General features: G+C 61.7%; 24 protein-coding genes. 13 read left to right on the top strand and 11 right to left on the bottom strand.

Annotated features, from left to right (window positions below):
• Window positions 1–159, bottom strand: coding sequence for a hypothetical protein (locus KJJ24_RS04650; RefSeq protein WP_214341714.1), 159 nt, complete (start codon window positions 157–159; stop codon window positions 1–3).
• 445 nt (window positions 160–604) lie between these two features.
• Between KJJ24_RS04650 and KJJ24_RS04645 the strand changes: the two genes are divergently transcribed.
• The 10 genes from KJJ24_RS04645 (at window position 605) to KJJ24_RS04600 (ending at window position 7434) form a co-directional block, all read left to right on the top strand.
• The gene (locus KJJ24_RS04645; RefSeq protein WP_214341712.1) at window positions 605–1198 is read left to right on the top strand and encodes an alpha/beta hydrolase; all 594 of its coding nucleotides are present in this window, start codon (window positions 605–607) and stop codon (window positions 1196–1198) included.
• Between the two features lie 108 nt (window positions 1199–1306).
• Complete coding sequence (locus tag KJJ24_RS04640) at window positions 1307–1723, top strand: hypothetical protein (protein ID WP_250544919.1); 417 nt, start codon at window positions 1307–1309, stop codon at window positions 1721–1723.
• 19 nt (window positions 1724–1742) lie between these two features.
• A complete protein-coding gene (locus KJJ24_RS04635) occupies window positions 1743–2195 on the top strand; it encodes a hypothetical protein (protein ID WP_214341710.1) in 453 nt (150 codons plus the stop codon).
• Between the two features lie 5 nt (window positions 2196–2200).
• Complete coding sequence (locus KJJ24_RS04630) at window positions 2201–2371, top strand: hypothetical protein (RefSeq protein WP_214341708.1); 171 nt, start codon at window positions 2201–2203, stop codon at window positions 2369–2371.
• A gap of 27 nt (window positions 2372–2398) precedes the next feature.
• Entirely contained in the window at window positions 2399–3913 is a 1515-nt protein-coding gene (locus tag KJJ24_RS04625; protein WP_214341705.1) for an alpha/beta fold hydrolase, read from the top strand.
• A gap of 368 nt (window positions 3914–4281) precedes the next feature.
• Window positions 4282–4890, top strand: coding sequence for a PAS domain-containing protein (locus KJJ24_RS04620; RefSeq protein ID WP_250544918.1), 609 nt, complete (start codon window positions 4282–4284; stop codon window positions 4888–4890).
• A 380-nt stretch (window positions 4891–5270) separates the two neighbouring features.
• Complete coding sequence (locus tag KJJ24_RS04615; RefSeq protein ID WP_214341699.1) at window positions 5271–5471, top strand: hypothetical protein; 201 nt, start codon at window positions 5271–5273, stop codon at window positions 5469–5471.
• Between the two features lie 14 nt (window positions 5472–5485).
• A complete protein-coding gene (gene csaB / locus KJJ24_RS04610; protein ID WP_214341696.1) occupies window positions 5486–6565 on the top strand; it encodes a polysaccharide pyruvyl transferase CsaB in 1080 nt (359 codons plus the stop codon).
• 93 nt (window positions 6566–6658) lie between these two features.
• Complete coding sequence (locus tag KJJ24_RS04605) at window positions 6659–6838, top strand: hypothetical protein (RefSeq protein ID WP_214341693.1); 180 nt, start codon at window positions 6659–6661, stop codon at window positions 6836–6838.
• Window positions 6839–6843: 5 nt separating this feature from the next.
• On the top strand, window positions 6844–7434 hold the full coding sequence (locus tag KJJ24_RS04600; RefSeq protein WP_214341690.1) for a hypothetical protein: 591 nt from the start codon (window positions 6844–6846) through the stop codon (window positions 7432–7434).
• On the opposite strand, the gene KJJ24_RS04595 is transcribed toward KJJ24_RS04600, so the two are convergent.
• From KJJ24_RS04595 to KJJ24_RS04585, 3 genes are read right to left on the bottom strand one after another with little or no spacing between them, the layout of a single operon-like run.
• The gene (locus tag KJJ24_RS04595) at window positions 7400–7972 is read right to left on the bottom strand and encodes a peroxiredoxin (protein WP_214341687.1); all 573 of its coding nucleotides are present in this window, start codon (window positions 7970–7972) and stop codon (window positions 7400–7402) included. The two genes, KJJ24_RS04600 and KJJ24_RS04595, sit on opposite strands and share 35 nt — an antisense overlap.
• 15 nt (window positions 7973–7987) lie before the next feature.
• Window positions 7988–8224 carry a 50S ribosomal protein L28 gene (gene rpmB / locus KJJ24_RS04590; RefSeq protein ID WP_214341684.1) on the bottom strand — a complete coding sequence of 79 codons (237 nt, stop codon included), beginning with the start codon at window positions 8222–8224 and terminating at the stop codon, window positions 7988–7990.
• Window positions 8225–8284: 60 nt separating this feature from the next.
• Window positions 8285–9313, bottom strand: a complete 1029-nt coding sequence (locus KJJ24_RS04585) for a mechanosensitive ion channel family protein (RefSeq protein WP_214341681.1) — start codon at window positions 9311–9313, stop codon at window positions 8285–8287.
• Window positions 9314–9395: 82 nt separating this feature from the next.
• Between KJJ24_RS04585 and KJJ24_RS04580 the strand changes: the two genes are divergently transcribed.
• Both KJJ24_RS04580 and KJJ24_RS04575 read left to right on the top strand, forming a co-directional pair.
• On the top strand, window positions 9396–10910 hold the full coding sequence (locus KJJ24_RS04580; protein WP_214341678.1) for a glycerol kinase GlpK: 1515 nt from the start codon (window positions 9396–9398) through the stop codon (window positions 10908–10910).
• Window positions 10891–12435, top strand: a complete 1545-nt coding sequence (locus KJJ24_RS04575) for a glycerol-3-phosphate dehydrogenase/oxidase (RefSeq protein WP_214341675.1) — start codon at window positions 10891–10893, stop codon at window positions 12433–12435. Before KJJ24_RS04580 ends, KJJ24_RS04575 begins: the two co-directional genes overlap by 20 nt.
• On the opposite strand, the gene KJJ24_RS04570 is transcribed toward KJJ24_RS04575, so the two are convergent.
• Together KJJ24_RS04570 and stpA are read right to left on the bottom strand one after the other, a co-directional pair.
• A complete protein-coding gene (locus KJJ24_RS04570) occupies window positions 12342–14078 on the bottom strand; it encodes an alpha-amylase family protein (protein ID WP_214341672.1) in 1737 nt (578 codons plus the stop codon). The genes KJJ24_RS04575 and KJJ24_RS04570 overlap by 94 nt on opposite strands.
• Before the next feature lie 59 nt (window positions 14079–14137).
• Window positions 14138–15340 carry a glucosylglycerol 3-phosphatase gene (gene stpA / locus KJJ24_RS04565; RefSeq protein WP_214341669.1) on the bottom strand — a complete coding sequence of 401 codons (1203 nt, stop codon included), beginning with the start codon at window positions 15338–15340 and terminating at the stop codon, window positions 14138–14140.
• A 96-nt stretch (window positions 15341–15436) separates the two neighbouring features.
• Between stpA and KJJ24_RS04560 the strand changes: the two genes are divergently transcribed.
• Complete coding sequence (locus KJJ24_RS04560) at window positions 15437–16951, top strand: hypothetical protein (protein ID WP_214341666.1); 1515 nt, start codon at window positions 15437–15439, stop codon at window positions 16949–16951.
• On the opposite strand, the gene KJJ24_RS04555 is transcribed toward KJJ24_RS04560, so the two are convergent.
• The 5 genes from KJJ24_RS04555 to ggpS are packed head-to-tail and all read right to left on the bottom strand — an operon-like array spanning window position 16932 to window position 22390.
• Window positions 16932–17984 (bottom strand): ABC transporter ATP-binding protein, encoded by a 1053-nt coding sequence (locus KJJ24_RS04555; RefSeq protein ID WP_214341664.1) that lies wholly within the window; start codon window positions 17982–17984, stop codon window positions 16932–16934. The genes KJJ24_RS04560 and KJJ24_RS04555 overlap by 20 nt on opposite strands.
• Window positions 17981–18778: a carbohydrate ABC transporter permease gene (locus tag KJJ24_RS04550; protein ID WP_214341662.1), complete on the bottom strand. Its 798-nt coding sequence runs from the start codon at window positions 18776–18778 to the stop codon at window positions 17981–17983. The genes KJJ24_RS04555 and KJJ24_RS04550 overlap by 4 nt, the downstream gene beginning before the upstream one ends.
• On the bottom strand, window positions 18778–19638 hold the full coding sequence (locus tag KJJ24_RS04545; RefSeq protein WP_214341660.1) for a carbohydrate ABC transporter permease: 861 nt from the start codon (window positions 19636–19638) through the stop codon (window positions 18778–18780). The genes KJJ24_RS04550 and KJJ24_RS04545 overlap by 1 nt, the downstream gene beginning before the upstream one ends.
• Window positions 19638–20891: an ABC transporter substrate-binding protein gene (locus tag KJJ24_RS04540; RefSeq protein ID WP_214341658.1), complete on the bottom strand. Its 1254-nt coding sequence runs from the start codon at window positions 20889–20891 to the stop codon at window positions 19638–19640. The genes KJJ24_RS04545 and KJJ24_RS04540 overlap by 1 nt, the downstream gene beginning before the upstream one ends.
• Window positions 20891–22390, bottom strand: coding sequence for a glucosylglycerol-phosphate synthase (ggpS, locus tag KJJ24_RS04535; protein WP_214341655.1), 1500 nt, complete (start codon window positions 22388–22390; stop codon window positions 20891–20893). The genes KJJ24_RS04540 and ggpS overlap by 1 nt, the downstream gene beginning before the upstream one ends.
• Between the last annotated feature and the right edge of the window lie 105 nt (window positions 22391–22495).

Below are 22495 nucleotides of genomic sequence, written 5' to 3'. Positions count from 1 at the left end.
TTAGGCGCTGAGTAGCTCCGAGGGTACCCACTGGGCCAGGCGCTGTTCGTGGCGTACGAGCTGGTAACGATTGAAGTCGCTGGGGTGGCGGCGGTAGCGGCCCGTGAGCTCCTGAAGCTCCTGACGCATGGCATGGAGCACAGGGTTGTTTTCGTTCATCGAGTTCGTTTCAACCTGTAGAAAACCTTAAGCGCGCACGAGCGGTTTCCCGGCTGTTGCGCGGCGTTGCGCTTCTGGCTTCGGAACTCTTCACAGAAGTGGGGCTGGATCTGCCGCTGGTTCAGTGCTGAGGTGAAACCAGCATCGATTCCGTTCCCACGGCGAGGGCGGCGAAGAGCAGGGCTACCAGCGCAATCCTGGGCAGAGTCTTCACCAGGATCAGAAAAGTAGCTGGAATCATGAACTGTCCCGCAAGCTCCCATCACTCCAGCATTGGCTCTCGCAACGCGTCGGTGTGCGTGCGCACCTTGCGGTGTGCGGCTTGAGGGCGATCGACTTGTCTTGTTTGCCCTCGTTTACGGGATGCATTTTTACGGGATGCATTGGTCTTGCTGCCAAAGCAATAATTTCTCGCTAGAAGAAAAACGAGCCCTCTTTTGTCCCCATGCTCAAGCTTCTTGCGGCCGCCGCCGGCGCTGGCGTTGTGTTTGCCGGTGCAGCGCAGGCCATCCCCCTCACCGCACGCACCGTATGCGTCAACTGCATCGGCCCCCGCTCCGACGTTCTCAATCCCCTGAGCGGCACCAATGACACGCCCGTACCGGGTGGCCTAATCGCCCGCTCTGGCTACACCAACGATGAGCTGGAGGCCGGCCTCTCCAAGAACTACTCCGTGGATGTGGTAGCCGTTGCCGACTTCCTCTACAGCGACAAGGGCGTTCAGTTCCTCCAGGACAGCATCGGCCAGAACAACTACACCCCTTACTACAGCCAGCAGTTCGCACTGCAGGCTGTGCGCAGCGCCATCATTCTCGATTCCGTGGATGGTCAGCTCTCCGGATTCGGCATGATGAACCAGTTGCCCGTTGATGAGCGCCTGCAGGGTGCGATGAACGTCTGCAACGTGGATGCCAGCAACATGGAGCGCAAGACCTCGCTGCTCAGCTGGTACGTGAACACTCCTGCTTGCATCGCGGCTTACACCCAGGTGACTCAGACCGCTGCCCCTGCCTCCGCACCGGTGCGCGGACTCTGGTGAACCCTGCCTCGATGGCATCTCAGCCCTGGGTTACACCGGGGCTTTTTTTGATGTCGCCAGCTGTGGCTGTCAGCAGCCATCGTTGATTGCCCTCTGTTCGCGTGATCCATGGTTCCGCTGCGCGATGGTGTACGCCGTGGCGTGCTGAATGCGGCCTGGTTGCTTCGAGAAGCGGGTGCGGGGGTTGTCGATGCCGCGCGCGAGCTGGCCTCACCTGATGCTCGCCAGCAGAGCCAGCTCCACGATGAGCTGGAGCTCGCACGAATCCACGGGCGCTGGCTCAGTGATGACGAGCGCGACCAGCTGCAGGCACTCGCCTTACGCCGGGCTCACCGGCGCCGAACGTTGCTGCTGCTGTTGGCCGTTTCATTGCTGCTGCCGCCGCTGTGGCTGCTAACGCCGATCTGGATTGGTCTGCTTGGCTGGCCGCAGACCACAAGGCGCCTACTTCTTGGGCTTGCCGCTGCAGCTTTGATCCTGCTGGTGCCACTGGTGGCGTTGGTGGTTTGGCTGTTGTTGCGCTGAGCGCTGCCACACTGCAGGGGTGGATGCTTTTTTGCGCTGGAGTCATCCAGACCTGCTGGAGCCGCGCCTGCTCCAGTGCTGCTGGATGTGGCAGGTTCTGAATGTGCTGGATCTCGATCCGGCTGGGCATGCAGCACCCGATCGCGGCCACGTGAGCGAACTCTGCCTGCCGGGCCTTGCGCAGCCGCTACTGCTCAGTTCCGCCCGCTTCGATCAGGACGAACCCACCACGTTTCGAATGGCCGAGTGCCGATCAGAAGCCCTGCTGTTTGGCCTGCTCCAAGCTGGGGAGCAGGGCGAGGATCCGCTCGATCCCGTTCAGTGGTCGTTCTGGTTAGTCCCGTCTTTTCAGTTGCACCCAGATCGCCGCAGCATTGGGTTGCAGGCTTTGCTCAGATCTCGCGGCGAAGGCCTTGCGCTTGAGCAGCTTCCTGCTGCCATCGCCCCATGGGCCACAACGGTCTCCGCCTGAGCGCCATGACTGATCGCTTTGTGATCCGCCGCGATGACGGCGTCACCGACGCCATCGCTGGCCAGGCCTTCGCTACCTACGACGAGGCCTACGCCGTGCTCGAGCGCTACTACGCCGATCTCTGCTGCTCCGATGAGCGGGAGTACTACCGGATCGATGCTGTGGAACACGCCTAACCTTCTGCCGCTTGTTGCCGACGGCAGATGCGCACCAGGATTGGGTCTGCTTTAGCGCTCGCTGCATTGCTGTCGCAGACCACTGCAGCCATCGCGATCGAAGAGGTGATTGTTGAGCTGCCTCTTCTGCAGAACACCCTCAAGGTGAATCTCAGCGAGCTGAGCAGCCCTGAAGCGCTGTTGCGAGGCACAAGCGATTTGGCAGAGCTGGATCGCGCCAGTGATGGTGAGCTAGGCCGAAAGCTGCTCAACTTGCTGAACCAGCCGGTGCCGGTGAGTTTCCGCCAACTCACCGACAGCGCTGTGGGTACGCCCTTGTTGCAACAGACGCTGCTGCTGGTGTCGTCGTTTGGCACGGTGGAGGGGCAGAGCGCAGATTTGAGCGGAGAGAGGCTCAAAGAAGCGCTCGACAAGGCTGCCGCCGCATCGCCAGACGGACAGCCCACCTTGTTGCAGCTGATGCAGGCCATCCCCGGTGAGCGAGTGCGCCTCAATCTGAGCCAGGCGCAGATGGTGCTTGCGCGCATGTTGCGCCAACGGCGCCGGGCTGATCAGCTCATGGCCGCTGCAACGCCCGCTTCTTCCCCTGTTACCGCTGCGTCCCCAGCCAGCGTGCGGTTGAGCCGTCAGAGCCTGGTCGTTCCTCACAGGCCCGAGCCGCTGGAACTTGTGGTGATTCAGCCCCAGGGCCAGGCCAATGGTCGCCTTGTGGTGATCTCGCACGGCCTGTGGGACAGCCCTGCCAATTTCGAGGGGTGGGGGGAGCAGTTGGCGGCGCAGGGCTACACCGTGGTGTTGCCGCGCCACCCAGGCAGCGACAACGAACAGCAACACATGGTGTTGACGGGCAAGGCATCGCCTCCCTCTCCCTCAGAACTCGGTCTAAGGGCGAGGGATGTGAGCGCCATCAACGATGCCGTGGCCACTGGCTCACTGCCGGGGGTGATGGGCGTTGATGCCGAGCGTGTGGTGGTGATTGGCCATTCCTGGGGCGCCACCACCGCGCTGCAGTTGGCCGGGATGAAGCCGGAAACTGCCTCGCTCAAAGCTCGCTGTGATGACATCCAGGATCCCGATCGCAATCTCAGCTGGACGCTGCAATGCAGCTGGATCAGTGGGGTTGACCAGGCCGCGATCGACGATCCGCGCGTGATTGCGGTGGCGGCCGTTAGTCCACCGGTGTCGCTTCTGTTTCCGCGGGGTGCCGCTCAGCAGCTCTCCGCGCGGGTGTTGCTGGTGAGCGGCACCCGCGACTGGGTGGTGCCGCCGGATCCTGAAGCGGTGGTGCCCTTTGGTGCGGCGACGCCCAAAGGCAATCAGTTAGTGCTGGTGCAGGGAGGGGATCACTTCAACCTGCGGGCGGGGCAAGCGCCTGACGGCGGTGTGTTGGCCCCGCTGCTCGTGGAGTGGACGAACCGTTCCTTCGCGGCCGGTGCGGCTGCACAGCCCTCGCTTGGAGCACCGCCGCTGCTGCCACCAGGCCCCTGGGGCAGCACAGCGAAGCCGATGGCCGATGTCACGGGCAACGTGCAGGCTCGTTGAGTATTGATCCCCATGGCCTTGCTCCACCTCTAGCGCTTTGCTTCGGGCGAAGCCTCCTCACACAGCTCCTCAGGGGCTGTTTTTTTTGACCAACGCTGCGGCGCTGCGACAGCGTGTTGCAAGGCTTTCACCAGTGCAGCGGGTCTGTCTAGGGTCCAGCACGTTTTGGTTGTTCTGTGCGTCCCTATTTCCTGCTGGAACCTGGCGACGGACTCCTGCTCTGTGGTCCTGATGGGGTCATCAGCCATGTGGATCGCACGGCGACCCACCGCTTGGGTCGCCACACAGAAACGTGGCTTTCACAGCCTTTGAAGCAATGCTGGCCAGCCCTCTCAGAGCTCATCATTCAGGAGCGAGATCGGCTGCACGTGGGTCCGCGTGATCACGTGGTGGCCCTGGCCCAGCCCACGCCTGTGGAGCTGGCCACACGGGTGCGCCTGTTCCGCACCGACTGCGGGTTTGGGATCGGGATTCTGCGCCGCCGGGCCCAGCGCTTTGATGATCTCGACTCCGGCAGCCCCGAAGACACCTATCGGCGTTTGTTGGAGGCCGTCTTGGATACGGCACAAGATGCTGTGTTGGTGACCTTGGCGGAGCCGTTGGACGCACCTGGACCCCTGATCTTGTTTGCCAACCAATCGCTGCTCGATCAGACCGGTTATCAACTGCATGAGTTGCTCGGCCGCAGCCCAAGACTGTTTCAGGGGCTCAAGACATGCCGCGAGACCACGGCTCGGCTGCGTCGGGCCATGGATCAATGGCAGCCTTCCCGCATGCAGGTGCTCAATTACCGGCGCGATGGCCAGACCTGCTGGATCGACCTCAAGGTGGCTCCCATGGCTGATACCAATGGCTGGTACACCCACTGGGTGTCTGTGCAGCGTGATGTGAGCGATCGGGTCGCCCATGAACAAAGGCTCGCCAGCGAGGCGTTGTCGTTGGCGGAGCGGCTTAATGCTGGCGTGCCGATGGGGTGAAAGGTGTGAGCAGCTCAGCTGTGGTCTGGAGCACCTGCCGCCGCGTTCCACAACGCCAGCTCAACGGCTCAATCACAGCAGCATGGCCTTGTGATCCTGATGTTCATGACGGCCCGTTCAAACGTCCCGATGCCCGTTGTGGTGACCACTGATTGTTCGTCTCCTCAGACAGGCCGCCAGCCTGATTTTCAAGGCGAGTGTGTGTTCAGTATTCCGTGCACGTCCGCGTCTGAGGCCCTGCCTGTCTCTGACTCACTCAGCTGGCTGGACCTCCTGGGTCAGCGTTGATTGCCGCTGCTGACAGCTGCTCGATGGGCACAGGACCTGTTGTTTTTGCTCATGCTTGCGCTCCAGTGCCCACAGAGCTGCTCGCCATCATGATGGCCTTTTCATCGCCTCCTTGCTGGCTGCACCGCGGTTGCCGTATTCAATTGATCGGCTATCCACGCTGTGACGGCGCTTACCTGATTCAACACAGCAGCGGTGCGGTTGTCGGCCGCGCCGCCAGCCTTGGTGGGGCGCGTCAGTTGATCGATGAGCAGATTCAGCTGCTGCGTCAACGTCTGGCGGCCTCAGCCTGATCGAAGGCACTTCGATGTCAAGCTGGGCCGAATTTGATCCAACCGGCGTGACGCAACCCGTGCTGCTGTGCGGCTACTACGGCGAGCACAACCTCGGGGATGACGCCCTGCTCGAGGTGTTGCTCAACCAGTTGCCGCTAAGTGTCACCCCGCTTGTGACCGCCTTTGATCAGCTGGATGTGCAGTCACGCCACCGGGTCAACACGGTGCAACGGCGCAGCCTCAGGGATGTGTGGGCGGCCATGGGCCGCTGCCAAGCTCTCGTTCTTGGTGGTGGCAGCCTGCTGCAAGACGCCACCAGCTTTCGCAGCCTTCTCTATTACGCCGCACTGATCACGACGGCCCGGTTGCAACACAAGCCTGTGCTGCTCTATGCCCAGGGTCTTGGCCCGTTAAAGCGCCGCCGTAGCCGCGCTCTGGTTCGTGGTCTGTTGTCGCTGGTTTCAGGTGTTACTTGGCGTGATCCAGCCTCCGCGAGGCTTGCCCAAGACCTCGGTCTGCACGCCCCGCACGGCAGCGATGCAGTGTGGAGTCTGCCCCGTCAGCACTGGCTGGGGAGAGGCGGACCGGTTGTGGTGTGCTGGCGCCCAACAGCGCATCTTCAGGGTGAAGCCTGGAGGCCTTATCTGCAGGCCCTCGAACAGTTGGCGGAGCGTTGTGATCGTGAGGTGATCTGGCTTCCCTTCCACCGCGAGCAGGACACACCTCTGCTGGAGCAGCTCACCGCCCAGGGGTTGGTGGGTCAGAGCCTGCTGCACCGAAGCCGTGTGGTTCAGGCTTCATCGCCTTCCGAGGCCATGGCCTTGTTTCGAGGCGCATCCCTGGTGCTTGCCATGCGTTTGCATGCCCTCGTGCTGGCTGCCCTCTCAGGCAGTGCAGTCAGTGCCTTGAGCTATGACCCCAAGGTGCAGGCCTGCGCGCAACAGTTGGGCTGCAGTGCCATCGACCTTGCTGACGGCCCGATCAGTGCATCGGAACTTGGCATCATTTGGCGTGATGCCCTAGAGCACCCCCCCGCAACGGAGGCACTTGAAGCGATGCGCCAAGCCACGGCTGTGCACGCCGATCTGCTGGCCAGCTTGGTGAGGGGCTAATCCGCGAATTAGCCCCCAGGAGCGGTCTTTCTACCGATGGTGCCCGCATGCGGGCCACGCCACCCTCTGGCCGTTGATGACTCGGTGTGCAGCATGACCTCTCAACCGGTGTTAATCGGTGCCAGTGGCGGCAGAATCCATCAGCTAAAAGCCAGTGGTGGTGAGCTGTTTCAGGTGTGTTTCCAAGGCACCTGCCTCTACTGCGACAGCTTGCATGTGGGCATGGCGCACCTCAATCGGATGGAGCGTGCTACCAGGAGGGAAGCGGCCTGAAGGGCATGACTCTCTCGACCGGTCAGCGTTTGTTGCTGCCCGTGCGTCAGTACTACGTTCAGACCGACAGCCGTATTCCCGGCCAGGCCTATCGCATGTGTTTTTCCAGCACCTGCGCGATGGCCGTGAAATACCTGAGGCCGGATGCGTTGAAGGGCTCCAACGCCGACGACACCTATCTGCACACCCTGCGCCGCTACGGCGACACCACCTCGGCGCAAGCCCAGATTCAGGCTTGCGCTGACTACGGCGTGCTGGCGCGTTATCGAACCACGGGCGATCGCCGCCTGCTGGAGGAGGAGTTGAAAGCCGGGTACCCGGTTGGGACCGGTTTTCTTCACCACGGCTCCTCGTCTGCACCCCGGGGAGGTGGCCACTGGATTCTTGCCATTGGGTTTGAACCCGGCGCCGGGGTGTTCAACGACCCCTACGGAGAACTCGACAACATCAACGGTGGCTATGTACGGGTGGGCTCAGGTGGCCACAACGTGCCCTACAGCTGGCGCCACTGGCTGCCGCGATGGGAGGTGGAGGGCCCGGGCAGCGGTTGGTGCATGAGCTTTAGGCGCTCGGATGGTCTGCCGCCTGGCGCTTGAGACTGCCCAGCACATCCTGGCTATGCCCACTGGGCCGCACGGCTACCCAAATCTGCCGTAACACCCCATCGGGATCGATCAAAAAGGTGTGGCGTTGCGAAAAAGGAGGGATCCAACTCCCGTAGGCCTTGCTCACTTGACCACCCGGATCGGAGAGCAGCGGATAAGCCAAGGCCTCGCTGCCGCAGAACTCGGCATGGGATTCCGCGCTGTCTGCACTCACACCCACGACCTCAGCGCCAGCCCGGTGAAAGGCATCCAGGTCGCGCTGAAAACCGCGGGCTTCGATCGTGCAGCCCTCGGTGAAATCGCGGGGATAGAAATACAGCACCAGCCAGCGGCCAGCAAAGTCGGCCAGGCTGCGATCGGCTTCCATGGCGGATCCATCGGATCCCGGCACCACGCCATGGAGTTGAAAGGCCGGGGCTGGTTCGCCTTCGGCTGGAAGCACGCCACCCAAAGCAAGAGCCTGCCGAGAGAAACCCAGCAGGCTCACAGAGGTGATGGCGAGTCCGCGCAGAAGTTGGCGGCGCTGCATCGTTGAAGAGCCGACTCAGATCTTGGCCAGATTGATGCCCAGCTCTTTGGCGTAGGCACCAAGACCCTTCTTCTGGATGGTCTTCAGAGCACGTGTTGAAACGCGCAGCTTCACGAAACGATTGCCTTCAGACCACCACAGGCGACGTTCCTGAAGGTTCACCTGCTGAAGCTTTTTCGTCCGAACGTGGGAGTGGGACACGGCCATGCCGTTGTTGGCGCGCTTGCCTGTGAGCTGGCAGACCCGGGACATGACCGACCTTCTGAGGGAATAATGACGACATGACTCCAAGCGGAGCCAGCTGAGATCCTATCAGTCGACCGTTGGCTGGATCATCTGCACCGTGCGGGTTGGGAAGGCGAAGTCGATGCTTTGCTCGGCAAATCGCTTCACGATCTCCAGATTGATGCGCTGTTGCACAGTCATCGCCTGGCCAAAATCGCTGGTTGGCACGAAATACACCAGTTCGAAATCAAGGCTGCTGTCGTTGAAAGACACAAAGTGGCAGCGGTCAAACTCTGCATCACCTCCACTTTCCACGATCTCCTGGAGCAGAGCTGGAATCCGCTCCAGCGTGCTGTGGCTGGTGTCGTAGGTCACCCCGAGGCGGTAGATCAAGCGCCGCCTCTCCATCGAGCCGTAGTTGGCCACTACCGATCCGGTGAGCTCACTGTTGCTCATCACAATCGCCTCACCATTGATGCTGCGAAGACGTGTGCTGCGCACGCCCACACGCTCCACCGTGGCCCAGACATCCCCCACGTTGATGAACTGTCCGCTCACGAAGGGTTTGTCGAGCAAAATCGTGATGTACTCGAAGAATTCGGCCACGGGTTCGCGTAGGGCCAAGCCAGCGCCGATACCGCCGGCACTGAGCAGAGCCCAGATCGCAGCCATCTGGACGCCGATGTTTTGTAGGTAAAACAGCGCGCCCACGGTCCACACCAGAGCCCGCATCAGCGGTGCCAGAGAGCTGATCATCGTGGCGACTGCATCGTCGCTCTGCCGTCCGGCCCAGCCTCGCAGTACGCGGATGCTGACGCGGTTGACCAAGCGCACCAACAGCGCCACCAGGATCAGCTTCGCCAGCCCGAAGGCCACCCGATCACCGCTAGCGCTGGTGGGAATGATTTGCCAAGCCAGAGCGGCGCTGATCACCCAGCCGGCGGGGGGAATCGTGTCTCCCAACACCTGCAGGATGAAGTCATCGGCGCGGCTGCGTGTGCGTCGCACCGCGCGCCCCAGTATCAGCGTGAGCACCCGCGCCAACAGGATCGAGAGAAATCCGCCGCCCACCAGGGTCAGCAGGGCAGGCAGGAAGGTTCCCAGGTCGAAGGGCATCACATGCGGGATGGGCTCTTGGCCACTGTCGCCTGACAGCTGGGCTAATGCGACCTAACAGTGTCGGTAAAGGGATCTGCCGATGACAGAACCTCTTCTACTGGCGCTCGACCAGGGCACCAGCAGCTCCAGAGCAGTGCTGTTCAACCTTCAGGGAGAACCGGTGGCCTCGGCCCAGGTCCCCCTGGCGATTGCCTATCCCGCCGATGGCTGGGTGGAACAGCAGCCCCTGGCGATCTGGGAGAGCCAGATGCAGGCGATGCAGGCGTTGGATCGCCAGTTAAACGAGGAGCAACGCCGGGCTGTGTGTGCGTGCGGTGTGACCAACCAGCGGGAAACAACCCTGTTCTGGAAGCGCGGCAATGGAACACCGCTCGGTCCTGCTCTGGTGTGGCAAGACCGGCGCACCAGCGCGGTCTGCCGCAGCTGGCAGCAGCTCCCGGAGGCAGCGGCCTGGCAGCACCGCACCGGTTTGGTGCTCGATCCCTATTTCAGCGCCAGCAAAATCCGCTGGCTGCTCGATCACCACCCCGAGGCTGCCGCCGCCCAAAGCCGCGGTGATCTCTGTATCGGCACTGTGGATAGCTGGCTGCTTTGGCAGCTCAGTGGCGGGCGCTTCCATGCCACTGATCACAGCAATGCAAGCCGCACGCTGTTGCTGGATCTAGAGCAATGCCAGTGGCTGCCGCAGGCCCTCGACATCGTTGGCCTTTCAGGCGAGGAGCTTCCACAGCTGCTACCGAGCCGCGGTTCGTTTGGCACGATTGCCGCTGGCCTTCCCTTCGCAGGAGTGCCCATCACGGCGGTGCTGGGCGATCAGCAGGCCGCTACCTATGGGCAGCTGTGTGTGATGCCGGGGCAAGCCAAGTGCACCTATGGAACGGGTGCTTTTCTGGTGGTGACCTGCGGGGATCAGCCAGTGCGGGCGGAGGGTGGTCTGCTCAGCACCGTGGGGTGGAGCGACGCCGCTGGCCGTATCACCTATTGCTTGGAGGGGAGCCTGTTCAACGCTGGCACCGTGGTGCAGTGGTTGCGTGACGGTTTGGGGCTGATCGATGCCTCGGCGAAGGTGGATGCCCTGGCTGCCTCGGTGCCCGACGCTGGCGAACTGATGCTGGTGCCGGCCTTCACAGGCTGGGGCACGCCCCACTGGGATCCAGACGCCCGAGGCCTGCTGATCGGGATCACCCGCGACACGAGCGCGGGGCATCTCGCCCGTGCCGCCCTTGATGGCATTGCACTGGCGGTCAGCACCCTGGTGGAGACGGCTGAAACCGCCCTCGGGCATGGCTTACTCGAGCTCGCGGTGGATGGCGGCGCTGCCGCCTCCAATGTGTTGATGCAGGCCCAGGCCGACAGCATTGCGCTTGCCGTTCGTCGCCCTGCTCATCTGGAATCCACAGCCCGTGGTGTGGCGTTGATGGCTGGTCAGGAAGCCGGTGTCGTGAGCGATCTTGAGCCAATCCGCGAACGGCTCCTGGCGGGCTGTACCCGGTTTGAACCTCAGCTCTCCGTTAGCGATCGCCAGGCTTGGCGCCGCCGCTGGCAGGAGGCGGTCCGTCGTTGTTTGCACTGGCATGGTGATGCAACCGTTTGATCTGGTGGTGATCGGCGCTGGCAGCAGCGGCGCCAGCTTGGCCCTTGAGGCGGTGCGGCGCGGGTTGCGTGTAGCTCTGCTGGAGGCCGGTGATCCAGGGATCGGTACGAGCTCCCGCAGCACCAAGCTGCTGCACGGCGGGGTGCGCTATCTCGAACTGGCTTTCAAGAAAGCCGATCCCGCTCAGTTCAAGTTGGTGCGCGAGGCCCTGGCTGAACGCCGCTATTGGATCGAGCAGGCCCCCTTCCTCGCCCATGAGCTGCGCATCGCTCTACCCACGCGCCATGGTCTCGAGCAGCTCTACTACCGCGTTGGGCTTGGGATGTATGACCTGTTGGCTGGCGCTGCTGGCCTTGAGCCCACCCAGGGCCTGGGCGGGGCGGAGCTGAGAGAGCTGCTGCCAGGGCTAGGCGGCAGCGTGAGCAGCGGGCTGCTCTACAGCGATGGTCAGTTTGATGATGCTCGCCTCAATTTGCTGCTGGTGCTCACCGCCCAAGCTGCTGGTGCCACGGTGCAGCGCGATTGCCGTGTGGTCGGATTTGAACAGGTCAACGGCCGGCTTCAGGCCGCGATCAGCCAGGGGCCCGATGGGCAGCAGCAGCGTTGGCTGGCCCATCAGTTTGTGAATGCCACGGGCATCGCCGCCGATGGCCTACGGCAACAAGCCCAACCCGATGCTCCATCACGTCTGCTAGTCAGCCGTGGGATTCACCTCGTGTTGAGCGAGCAGCTCTGCCCAGGTGGCGTTGGCTTGTTGATTCCGCGCACCCGCGATGGGCGCGTGCTGTTTGTGCTGCCCTTCCTCGGGCGCACATTGGTGGGCACCACCGATCAAGCCTGTCCACTGGAGCAGGCCACGCAGGTCACGCCAGCGGAAACCGATTACCTGATCGAGCATCTGCAGCAGTGGTTCCCCAGCTTCAGCGCCGCGTCGATCACATCGCGTTGGGCCGGTGGGCGCCCCTTGATCCAGCCCGCTGGTGGCACCAACAGCAGCAGCGTGGTGCGCGAACACGAGGTGGAACAACTCCCCTGCGGACTGATCAGCCTGCTGGGCGGTAAGTGGACCACCTGCCGCCGGCTTGCCCTTGATGCCCTGCAGCTGATCAACCACCAGCCACCCCGTGAACAGCCACTACCCCTGCTGGGGGCTGCCAATTCATGGCAGGAGACACACACTGCCTTGCAAGCGCTGCGTGAGACGCTGACGCTTGCTTTACCCGGGGGTGCTTCACAAGCGGAGCATCTGATCACCAGCTACGGCCTTCGCGCCCAGCAGTTGGTGGAGGAAGCACAGCAGTGCAGCGAGCTGGAGCCGCTCAGCGCTGTCATCCCTGTGAGTAGGGCCGAGTGGCGCTTTAACCATCGCCATGAGCTAGCCCGCAACAGCGCCGATTTGCTGGATCGACGTTCCCGCATCGGCTTCCTCGATCAAGGGGAGGCAGAGCGCCTTTCTGCTCCAGCGGCAACTTGGCTTGAGGAACTGAGCTCCGCATCACCCAGCAGCCACCAACCGAATCCATAGGCCGGTAGATAGATGAACCACTGCTTGGTGGCTTCAGGAAACTCACAGCCCCAGAGCAATTCGCGCACCCGTTCGCCTTGCCAAGGTTCCAGATTCAGTTGAGTGGAAGCGCCGGTACCACTCAGATTCACCGCCACGAGCACCGTCATCTCGGGGCTCTGACGCACGTAACTCACGATGCCGGGGTGTCCGCTCGGCAGCATGCGGAAATCGCCATGACGCAAGGCAGGCAACAGCTTTCGGCTCATCAACATGCGGCGGTGCCAGTTGAGTAATGAGCCATTGAGGGATTTCTGGACCTCAACATTCACCACGCGGTAGTCGTAACCCGGTGTCGTGATCGGTGGCAGCACCAGCAGGGGGTCGGGGGCTGAGGAGAAGCCGCCGTTGCGTTGGGGCGTCCAGGCCATGGGGGTGCGGTTGGCATCGCGGTCCCGCAGTCCCGGCCAGTCGCCCATACCGAGCTCATCGCCGTAGTAGATGCACGGCATGCCCGGCAGGCTGTAAAGCAGGGCGTGCAAGGCCATGTTGGGCTTGGAATCGCCGTTGAGCAGTGGTGCTAGCCGGCGATTGATGCCCCAATTGAGCCAGTGCCCTCGGGCTGCAGGGATGCCGTTGCGAATCCTCTGGATCACGTCCTGTGGCACAAGGTGGCCATCTCCCAGCCACAGCTCGTCGTGGTTGCGCAAGGGCAGCGCCCAGCCCCGCCCCACATCGGCTTCGCTGAGGTCGTTGAGGAAACGCACGAGGTCGGCGGCCTGGCCATACGCCACGGCTGCAAACAGATGGGCCGTGAGGGCGAAGTTGAAGGCGGCATGTAGCTCTCCCTCCGCCAGATAGGGCATGGCCTCATCCATCGGCTGAATCGCCTCGGCAAGCAGCAACACTTCCGGTTTGCCTCGGCGTTGGCTGTGCTGCTGCACCCGCTGGCGCAACCTCCTCAGAAAGGCATGGGTTTCCACCAGGCCCTCACAGCGTGTCCCTTCCCGCTCAAACAGAAACGGGATGGCATCGAGGCGAAAGCCATCGACGCCGCGCTCGAGCCAAAACTCCACCACCTGGAGCATGGCCTCCTGCACCTCGGGGTTGTCGTAGTTGAGGTCAGGCTGGTGGTGCAGGAAGCGGTGCAGATAAAACTGGCCAGCCTGTGGATCCCACTGCCAGTTGGAGCGCTCGAAATGCCTGAAGAGCACTGGCGCACTGCTGTAGCGCTCGGTGCTGTCGCTCCACACATAAAACTCCCGCTCAGAGCTACCCGGAGCGGCGAATCGTGCCCGTTGAAACCATGGGTGAAGCTGGCTGGTGTGATTGAGCACCAGGTCGAGAATCACTTTGATGCCGTGCCCGTGGGCCGCCTCGATCAGGCGATGCAGGGAGGCGAGGTCGCCGAGCTCCGGATGAACGTCAGTGAAATCTGTGATGTCGTATCCGCCATCACGCAGGGGCGAGGGATAGATCGGGGTCAGCCAGATGGCATCCACCCCAAGCCAGCGCAGGTATGGCAGCCGATTCTGCAGCCCTTGGAGATCTCCGATGCCATCACCGTTGGCATCGCTGAAACTCCGCGGCATCAGTTGATAGATCACGGCGCCGTCCCACCAGGGATGCTCCGTTGCAGTGCTGGCTTCGGCTTGAGCCGGCATGAACTTCGTCAGCGCCTTATCCAGGGATAAGGCGCCTGGGCTCCGCTGTCAGCCCCTGTTCAGCAGCCACGCTTCTGGCTGAGTTGCTCAAGCCAGCTGCAATAGGCGCTGGGTCCACCCGGTACGAGCACATCCAGCTGCAGCGGATCATCAGGATCCGTGAGGCCCCGCAGCTGCGGATCGTTGTGGCTCGGCCGCTTCAGTTCGCCACCGCTGCTGTCGACGAGCACCACTCGGTTGCTATGTCCGTAGGCCTGACCCAGCTTTTGCACCAGTGTGAGAAAGCCTCGGTCACTGCCTCCGCGCTGCCAGCCGCCTTCATCCTCAGCCGGCTCTGAGGTGATGGTGTCGCCGACCCCCACCAGCAGCGGCATCAGGGGTTCAGGGATCCGCTCCACGCAGAGCGCTGTGAGGGCGTCGAGCTCGCGTGGTGCGGAGCGAACGTTGAAGTGGTCGCCGAGGGGCGCTTGGCCTGTGCGGCGACGGATGTGCTCATTGACCAACACGAGTAAACCAGCCTCCTTGACTGCACCCTGGAGCATGAACTGGAAATCGGTGGTGCCGGGCTGATCTGCCGCTGCTGGCCGAAGCCGCTCCCGCTCTCCCTCTAGGCCGAGGTTTGGGGCCAGATGGACAAAAAAACGGTCTGCCAGCTCCTCTTGATTCGCTTGGTCCAACAGGCTCAGCAGCAGATTGAGGCATTGCTCCTGGAGCCGCCTGATTCGGTGCGTCTCTCCCTGCATCTGTTCGATCAACAGATTGATGTTCAGGGTGGGCGAAACGGCGTTATCCAGCACGATCCGATCCAGTAGCTGGGCGCGGAGGGCCTGGTCGCTCTGGGGTAGAAACTGCTCCAGGAGTGGCACCAGGGCCTCTCGAAGTCGTTGCGGCACGCTTTGCAGGAATTGCAATTCCCGCTCGCTCACGCCCGGGTGACTGAGCTCGCCATGGCGCGTTTGCAGTTGCACGCCGCCTGCCCCAAGCCCTGGCAGATAAAGGCCCTCAGCAGCTGGATCAACCCCCTTTGGAACGGTCTGTTCCACCAACCGGTTTACGCCACGCTTGCCGCCGTGTTCACCGTTGGTGAGCACGCGCAAACTGTGCCCAAGCTGTGCCACAGCGTGGATCGTTCCCAACGGGAGCGTTCGGGTGAGTGGGTCGCGGACCAGTGGCATGCAGACGCCATCAAGGTCTTGTACCAGCAGTAGATCCTGCTCAGAGGCGAGCTCGTCCAGCAGGTCGTGCAGGCTGAGACGCTGCATCGGCATGCACCACGGGTGAGGAGCGGCTTCCACCCTCCCATGGTTGCCGGTTCAGCCCGCAAGATGGACAGGACAAGTGCGTCCGACAGGCTGGTTTTGCAGAACGGATTCTTTGAGCTCAACCTCGATCCCACCCTGATTCGTGAGCGGCTGCTCGCGCTCGAGCAGGGCAAGGTGGGCTTCTACAGCGTGGGGCTCTATCCGGCTGCCCTGGCCTACAACTGCGCCATGCAGACCGATGGTTCGAGGCTGCTGCTGGCTCCGCGGCCAGGCCGCGAGCTGCTGGGTGCCTTTTCCTCAGGCGACTTGGCGGGAATGGATCCGGAACACCTGGCCACGATGGAGCAAATGGGCAGCCATTTGCAGGGCACAAGCCGGGTTCCTAACACGCTCCGTGATCTGATCGAACGCTGCGACCTGGTGGTGCTGAGCGCCAACAGCAATCACGTGGAGGAAGACCTTCAGGAAGCGCTGGAGCTGCGTCAGGTTCTGCGACGAGAGCATGTGGTGCTGGCCTGTTTAGCGGGTTCGTTCTGTCATGACCCGATCACGAACGAGGCCTATGTGCTGTGCCAGAAGCAACCCAATCTGGCCTTCTTCAGCGGCTTCCATCGCCATGGGGCACTGCGCAACCCGCTGGATAGCTTCACGGCCAACTTCTGCCACCCGAATGCACTCACAGCCCTGTTGGGTGCGCGGTTGATCGATCGCCTGTCACCGAATATTCAGGTTTCACCTGGTGTTCACAATATCGAGGGTCAATACATCAAGGCCGCCAAGAATATGGCCTCAATCTTTGCCGGGTTTGGCTATACTTACCACCGAGAAAATCCCGGTGTTCTGCCCACATTGCTCACCCTTCTTCTCGAGCAAAGCCTGGATCAGGCGGCCACTGTGTCGATGGCCCGGAGCGATCGCCAGCGCCTGTACCACCGCCAGCCCATCGCACTAACTGAGTTGGGCTATGGCGTGCAGCGCATTGAAGCGGCCTTGGTGCGCGATGGAGATATGGAGAAGGTCCGCGACCATACCTTCTCGCAACTCACAGCCATGGTCGCCGACGTTCGCGGCAGCATGATGTTGCCCAGCACCGGCAGTCCCACCCGCAATTTTCAGGCCGGTGTTGTACTCGCTGAGAGGATGAGGGAGCTGGGCCGTTGCCCCAACAGCCTCGAGGAATTCGAGCAGTGGTGCGAGGCCGCAGGTTTGGCGAAAGGCGGCCTTGAAGGCCTGCGTTCTTTGCGCTATTGGCCGCAGATCCTTCGTCAGTACGAGATCCCCATCCATGATGCATCGCTTGGCAATCTGCTCTATATGGCGATTTTTGGTCGGCAGAGTTCTAAGCAGACGGCCTTTGCAGTGATGACTGAGAGCCGTGAACTTAGTAACTACTGCCAGGAATCTGTACGGCCTACCCACAGCCGTCGCTATGCCGAGGCACTGCAAAATCTGGAGAACCCTGCCGCTCTTGATCTGATGGTCAGTGCGGTAGTGGCTGATCTGGCTCGACGAACCGGTACCGGTGATAGTTTTGTCGACGATGAATCAGTGAATAGCGAAGATCAACCTGCCTATCTGCAGGCGATGAATGTTATCGAGAATGTATGGTGAGAGGAAGCAGCGTGCCGCTCTCTCGCTCGAAACTCAAGGCATCCTGTTGCCGCCATCGCACCTGCACGGCGCTGGCCCCCTGGCCTGCATCACCCACAACTTTCAACGTGCCTTGGAGACCGCAATCCACATGGGTGATCACGCGGTCACCGAGCCATTCACGATGGCTGATGGTGCCCTCCAAAGCTGCCCAGTCTGTTTCCAGCTCGCTGCCTGCTTCGGCCAGCTGCAGCCGCTCTGGTCTGAGTCCCAGTTGGCGATCTGGGGTGTCGATCATGTTGATGCTGGGATTTCCGAGAAAGCTCGCTACAAAGCGGTTGGCAGGTGAGTTGTAAAGCTCCTCTGCTGTGCCGATCTGCTGCAGTCGCCCCTCCCGCAGCACGGCAATGCGGTCTGCCAGACCCATCGCTTCGTGCTGATCATGGGTTACATACACCACAGGAACACCTGTGCTGCGCAGCAGTGTTCGCAGTTCGCCGCGGAGGTCTTCCCGCAGCTGAGCATCCAGGTTGCTCATGGGTTCATCCAGCAGGAACAGCGCCGGTTTGCGCAGCAGGGCCCTGGCGAGGGCAACCCGTTGGCGCTGGCCACCGGAGAGCTCCGCAGGTCGACGCTGTCGCAACCCTTCAAGCTGTAGCAGGGCCAGCACTTGTTCGAGATCACGGACAATCTCGGCTCTCGGCACACCCCGCAATTCCATGCCGAGGCTGAGATTGCGCTCGACGCTTAAATGCGGGAAGAGTGCATAGCTTTGAAACACCATGGCCACGTGCCGCTGCGCTGGTGGCAACTGGGTGATCTGCGATCCGCCCAACTCAATCTCGCCGGAGCTCGCCTGATCGAGGCCAGCGATCAGACGTAGCGTTGTGCTCTTGCCGCAGCCGCTCGGGCCGAGCAGGGCCAGGATCTCGCCAGGAGCGACCTCGAGCGTGAGCTGATCCAGCAGCGTTTGTTGCTGCACGCGCCGGCTGAGATGTTTCAACCTCAAGCCGGTGGCGTTGCTGGATGAGCTGGTGTTGAGCCTCATGGTCATCCTTTAATCGCTCCTTGGGTGAGGCCACTGATGATCTGGCGCTGGAAGAGCAGCATCAGCAGGATCAGTGGCATGCTGCCGAGCACGGTGGCGGCAGCAAAAGCGCCATAGGGAATGGTGAACACCGAAGATCCAGCGATGCGGGCCATCGCTGGAGCCAGGGTGAGCAGGTTGCTTTGGCTCAACCAGGTGAGCGCGATTGGATACTCGTTCCAGCAGAAAATAAAGATCAAGACTGCAGCGCTGGCCATGGCCGGCGTCATCAGCGGCAACATCACCCAGCGCAAACGCTGCCACAAGCCCATTCCTTCCATGAGCGCCGCTTCTTCCAATTCGAGGGGAATATCGCGGAACGAGGCTTGCAGCAGCAGGATCGCGAGGGGCAGGCAGAGCCCTGCGTAGGGGAGGCTTAAGGCCAGGAGGTTGTTGGCAAGATGCCAATCTCTTGCAAGCTCCAGCAGAGCCAGAAACAGCAGCACAGCCGGGAAGGCGGCCGCAGCAGCCACCAGGAGTGAAAGGTTGCGCGATGCAGCGCGACCGATACGGCTCAGCCCGTAGGCGCACGGAACAGCTAAGGCCAGGGTGAGTGCGGTGCTGCTGGCGCCCACCACGGTGCTGTTGATCAGATACGTGAGAAACGGCGGATCCCCCTGGAGGAGCTGCTGGTAATGGGAGAGCGTCCAGCCAGCCGGGCCATTCAACCCACCGGTGAGGGCTTCAGTGGGCCTGAACGATGTGTAGAGCTGCCAGAGCATCGGACCCAGGCTCCAGATCAACAAAGCCAGCCTTGCCATCAGCGCAACAACCTCCCGCGAAGCCCCAGCCCTGCCAGGGCGGCCACTAGCAGCAGCACCACAAAAGACCCGAGCATCACCGTGGCGCTATAGCCAAAATCCAAAAAGCGCATGGCATTCAAGTAGGCGTAGAGAGCCAGGCTTTCAGTGCTTCCGGCCGGGCCGCCGCCGGTGAGCACCTGAATCAGATCGAACACGCCTAGGGCCTGGGCTAAGCGGAACAGCAAGGCAATCAAGAGATAAGGGGTGAGCAAAGGCAGGGTGATGCGGCGCAGGTTTTGCCAGGGGCTTGCTCCTTCCAATGCTGCGGCTTCGTAGAGATCGGCCGGAATGTTCTGCAGGCCAGCCAGGAGCAGCAAGGCCACAAAGGGCGTTGTTTTCCATGTGTCGGCCCACACGGCTGCAAGCCAGGTGATGTTTGGGTCGGAGAGAAACGGCACTGAGCCCAGCCCAAGCTGGGCCATCGCTTGATTGATGGGCCCATAGGGATCGTTGAAGATCCAGCGCCAGCCCAGTGCCATCACAGTTGTTGGCAGGGCCCAGGGCAACAGGCTGATGGTGCGGAGTGTGCCCCGCCCTCGCAGTGGCTGATGCAGAAGCAGGGCCATCGTGAGCCCCAGCAGCATTTCTAGTCCCACCGAGGCAGCGCTGAACCGGAGTGTCTGCCAGGTGTCTTGCCAAAAACGGGCGTCGTTCCATAGCCGCAGCCACTGTTCCGTACCGATGGGTCTCGGCTGGAACCCTGTCAGCACGGTTTCGGCCTGCGTGCTCAGCCAGGCGTAATGCAGCATCGGCGCGGCAAAGATCGCGGCGAGCCACAGCAGTGCTGGCGCCATCAGAAGCCACAGCTTCCAGCGCATCAGCCCTGGCCTCCAGCGGTAACTAGCAGCCGCTCGCTGTTGCTTTGAAGCTGCCTCATGGCGGGTTGAGGGTTGATACCGCCAGTGATCACGTTGTTGAGTTCGCGGTAAAGCAGATCGCTCAGCTGGGCGTAGATCGGTGTGAGCGGCCGTAGTACTGAATCTGCGAGGGCTACTTTCAGATCGGCCAGCACCGGGTTGGCTGCCAAAAGCTCCGGATCATCGAAGACACTCAAACGAGTGGGTGTGTAGCCCCAGCGCAGGTTCAGTTGCTTTTGGGCGTCCACGCTGGTGAGGTAGCGAAGGGCCTCAATGGCGGCCCTCTTGTGGCGGGAGCCCTTGAGCAGCGACAGCCCCCAGCTGCCCTGGGTGGCCGCATGGGGTTCACCGCTTTCGCTCACCATGGTGGTAATCGCCACCTTCCCCTTCAAGGGTGAATCGGATTTGTTGAGCATTGCCCAGGCGTAGGGCCAGTTGCGCATGAAGGCTGCATCACCGGCTTGGAAGGCCTGCAGCGCTTCCGGTTCAGCCATGTTGGCCACGCTGGGTGGCGTAATGCCCGCCTCTACAAGGTGGCGCAGCCAGGCGGTGGCTTGCACGGCGGAATGGCTATTGAGTTCGGTCTGGTCCTGCTCCAGCCAGCGGCCACCGAAGCCGCTGAGCATCTCCACATAGACACAACTGAGTCCTTCGTATTGCTTGCCTTGCCACACGTAGCCCCATGGCACGAGTCCGGCTGCCTGAAGATCGCGACTGATCGTCTCGAGCTCGATCGGGGTCCGCGGGGGCGCGTCCATTAGATCGGTGCGCCAGTAGAGCAGACCCATATCCGCTACGAGAGGGAAGCGCCAAAGATGGCCACCAAAGGCGTTGCCCAGTTCAGCGCCTGGTGCGAGATCAGCTAAGGCGTCGTCACCGAGCCAACCTTCCAGTGGTTCGAGCCAGCCTGCCTTTGCATACTTAGGTGTCCAGCTGACATCCATCAGCAGGAGGTCGTAGGGACTACTCCCCAGCAACAGGCTGCTGATCGCAAGATCTGAGACAGCCTCAGTTTGCAGCGGCCCGCGGGTGATGCTGAGCTCAATACCAGGATGCTCCCTGTTAAAGCTGTCAACCAGATCAGCGCTGGCATCGGCAAAGGGTGCCGGCATCAGCACATTCACCGGCTCGATCGCGCGGGCTGCCAAACCCCAGAGCCCTAGCAAAACACTGGTGATCAGTGCAACAAGCAGCAGTGGCCATCGGCGCAGCATCAGGTGGGCAGCGCCGCCACAGCCGGCTGGATCGCCCTCAGTTGTTCATCGGCCCAGTTATCCACGCTCAGATGCTCAACGGCATTCACCATGGATTGCATACGGGTGAGCTGCTGATCAGCGGGCATGGCCAGTGCCTCCTCAATGGCTTCATCCATGCGCCGGTGTGAGTAGGGATTCGTGAGCACCGCGCCTTTCATCACCACTGAAGCACCGGTGAATTCCGAGAGCACGAGGGTGCCGCCCTTGCCTTTGCGTGCAGCGGCGTATTCCTTGGCCACCAGATTCAGTCCATCGCGCAGCGGGGTGATCCAGCAGATGTCAGCTGAGGCGAACCAGGCCACCATTTCTTCGTAGCTAATGCGCTGGGTGGTGAGCCGTATCGGCACCCAGTCAATGCGGCTGAACCGGCCGTTGATCCGGCCCACGGTCTCTTCGATGCTGCGTTGGGTGTCTTCGTACACCTTCATTCCCGTATTGGCGGCCACGCAGGCGAGCACGAGTACTACCTCACCGTGAAGGTCGGATCTGTGCTCTAAGAGCCGTTCGTAGGCCAGAAGCATTTCCTGATTGCCTTTGGTGTAATCCACACGGCTGGCAGAAAGAATCAGCTGACGGCCGCGTTTGGTGCCCTCCTCGATACTTTGGATCAAGGTCTGTACAGTTTCGCTATTGCGAAGTGACAGGATCACATCTGGGCTTGTGCCTACCGGCGTGGACACCAGTTGTATTCGCCGACCGCGGTACTCCAGCCAGGGCGTTGCGTCTGGCTGGGCTAGAGCACTACCGCAGGGTAAGAAGTGGTTGGCAACTGGGGTTTTCGGTGCCTTCTCCACAGCGAGCAGGCTGGTGGCGGCACGGGCGAAATTTTCGGCGTAGCGGGGGATGTGAAAGCCCACTGCATCACAGCAGAGCAGGCTTTCGAGGATTTCCTCGCGCCAAGGCAGGATGCTGAACACATCACTACTGGGGAAGGGAGTGTGATGAAACAAGCTGATCTTCACGTCAGGCCGTAAGGCCCGGATGTAGCCCGGTGTCAGCCAAAGGTTGTAGTCGTGAATCCAGATTGAGGCACCGTGTGCGGCTTCGTTACACGCCGCCTCGGCAAAGCGTCTGTTGACCTCCTGGAAGATAGCCCAGTCAGCATTATTGACCTCAAAAAAGCTGGGAAAGCTATGAAGAACCGGCCAGATCGACTCCTTGGAGGTCACGTGGTAGAAGCTGCCGATCTGCTCTTTACGCAGCGGGATGCGTCTGAGACGAATGGCTGAGGCTGTAGCGGCTCCGGCTTCTACGGTGAGAGTTTCGTCTTCAGCCTCGACCGACTCTTCCTCCCGCCAGGCAATCCAGGTGCCTGAGGGTTGAGAGCGAAACAGATTGCGCAGGGTGGGAATGATGCCGTTTGGACTTTTTTGATCTCGCCACTGACGCTTTCCTTCGGCATCGATCACCTCATCGAAGGGTGAGCGGTGATAAACCAACACGAAGGAACTGGGCACGCTGCGCTGTCGAAGAACTCCAGTTCCTTGGGATGCAGAAGGCTGAGGTTGGATCAGCCCCTCATGCAATAACCCTGGCCACCCAGCCGGTGTTCACCGGCAACA

It is taken from the genome of Synechococcus sp. LA31 (assembly GCF_018502385.1).
Classification (GTDB): Bacteria; Cyanobacteriota; Cyanobacteriia; order PCC-6307; family Cyanobiaceae; genus Vulcanococcus.
The sequence above is the reverse complement of the archived record's forward strand: the minus strand, read 5'-3'. Positions and strand labels throughout refer to the sequence as shown.

Coding starts and splice junctions, on each gene's coding strand:
- KJJ24_RS04650 (WP_214341714.1), bottom strand. CDS start 159: ATGAACGAAAACAACCCTGTGCTCCATGCCATGCGTCAGGAGCTTCAG.
- KJJ24_RS04645 (WP_214341712.1), top strand. CDS start 605: ATGCTCAAGCTTCTTGCGGCCGCCGCCGGCGCTGGCGTTGTGTTTGCC.
- KJJ24_RS04640 (WP_250544919.1), top strand. CDS start 1,307: ATGGTTCCGCTGCGCGATGGTGTACGCCGTGGCGTGCTGAATGCGGCC.
- KJJ24_RS04630 (WP_214341708.1), top strand. CDS start 2,201: ATGACTGATCGCTTTGTGATCCGCCGCGATGACGGCGTCACCGACGCC.
- KJJ24_RS04625 (WP_214341705.1), top strand. CDS start 2,399: ATGCGCACCAGGATTGGGTCTGCTTTAGCGCTCGCTGCATTGCTGTCG.
- KJJ24_RS04615 (WP_214341699.1), top strand. CDS start 5,271: ATGGCCTTTTCATCGCCTCCTTGCTGGCTGCACCGCGGTTGCCGTATT.
- csaB (WP_214341696.1), top strand. CDS start 5,486: ATGTCAAGCTGGGCCGAATTTGATCCAACCGGCGTGACGCAACCCGTG.
- KJJ24_RS04605 (WP_214341693.1), top strand. CDS start 6,659: ATGACCTCTCAACCGGTGTTAATCGGTGCCAGTGGCGGCAGAATCCAT.
- KJJ24_RS04600 (WP_214341690.1), top strand. CDS start 6,844: ATGACTCTCTCGACCGGTCAGCGTTTGTTGCTGCCCGTGCGTCAGTAC.
- KJJ24_RS04595 (WP_214341687.1), bottom strand. CDS start 7,972: ATGCAGCGCCGCCAACTTCTGCGCGGACTCGCCATCACCTCTGTGAGC.
- rpmB (WP_214341684.1), bottom strand. CDS start 8,224: ATGTCCCGGGTCTGCCAGCTCACAGGCAAGCGCGCCAACAACGGCATG.
- KJJ24_RS04585 (WP_214341681.1), bottom strand. CDS start 9,313: ATGCCCTTCGACCTGGGAACCTTCCTGCCTGCCCTGCTGACCCTGGTG.
- KJJ24_RS04580 (WP_214341678.1), top strand. CDS start 9,396: ATGACAGAACCTCTTCTACTGGCGCTCGACCAGGGCACCAGCAGCTCC.
- KJJ24_RS04575 (WP_214341675.1), top strand. CDS start 10,891: ATGGTGATGCAACCGTTTGATCTGGTGGTGATCGGCGCTGGCAGCAGC.
- KJJ24_RS04570 (WP_214341672.1), bottom strand. CDS start 14,078: ATGCCGGCTCAAGCCGAAGCCAGCACTGCAACGGAGCATCCCTGGTGG.
- stpA (WP_214341669.1), bottom strand. CDS start 15,340: ATGCAGCGTCTCAGCCTGCACGACCTGCTGGACGAGCTCGCCTCTGAG.
- KJJ24_RS04555 (WP_214341664.1), bottom strand. CDS start 17,984: ATGACCATGAGGCTCAACACCAGCTCATCCAGCAACGCCACCGGCTTG.
- KJJ24_RS04550 (WP_214341662.1), bottom strand. CDS start 18,778: ATGGCAAGGCTGGCTTTGTTGATCTGGAGCCTGGGTCCGATGCTCTGG.
- KJJ24_RS04545 (WP_214341660.1), bottom strand. CDS start 19,638: ATGCGCTGGAAGCTGTGGCTTCTGATGGCGCCAGCACTGCTGTGGCTC.
- KJJ24_RS04540 (WP_214341658.1), bottom strand. CDS start 20,891: ATGCTGCGCCGATGGCCACTGCTGCTTGTTGCACTGATCACCAGTGTT.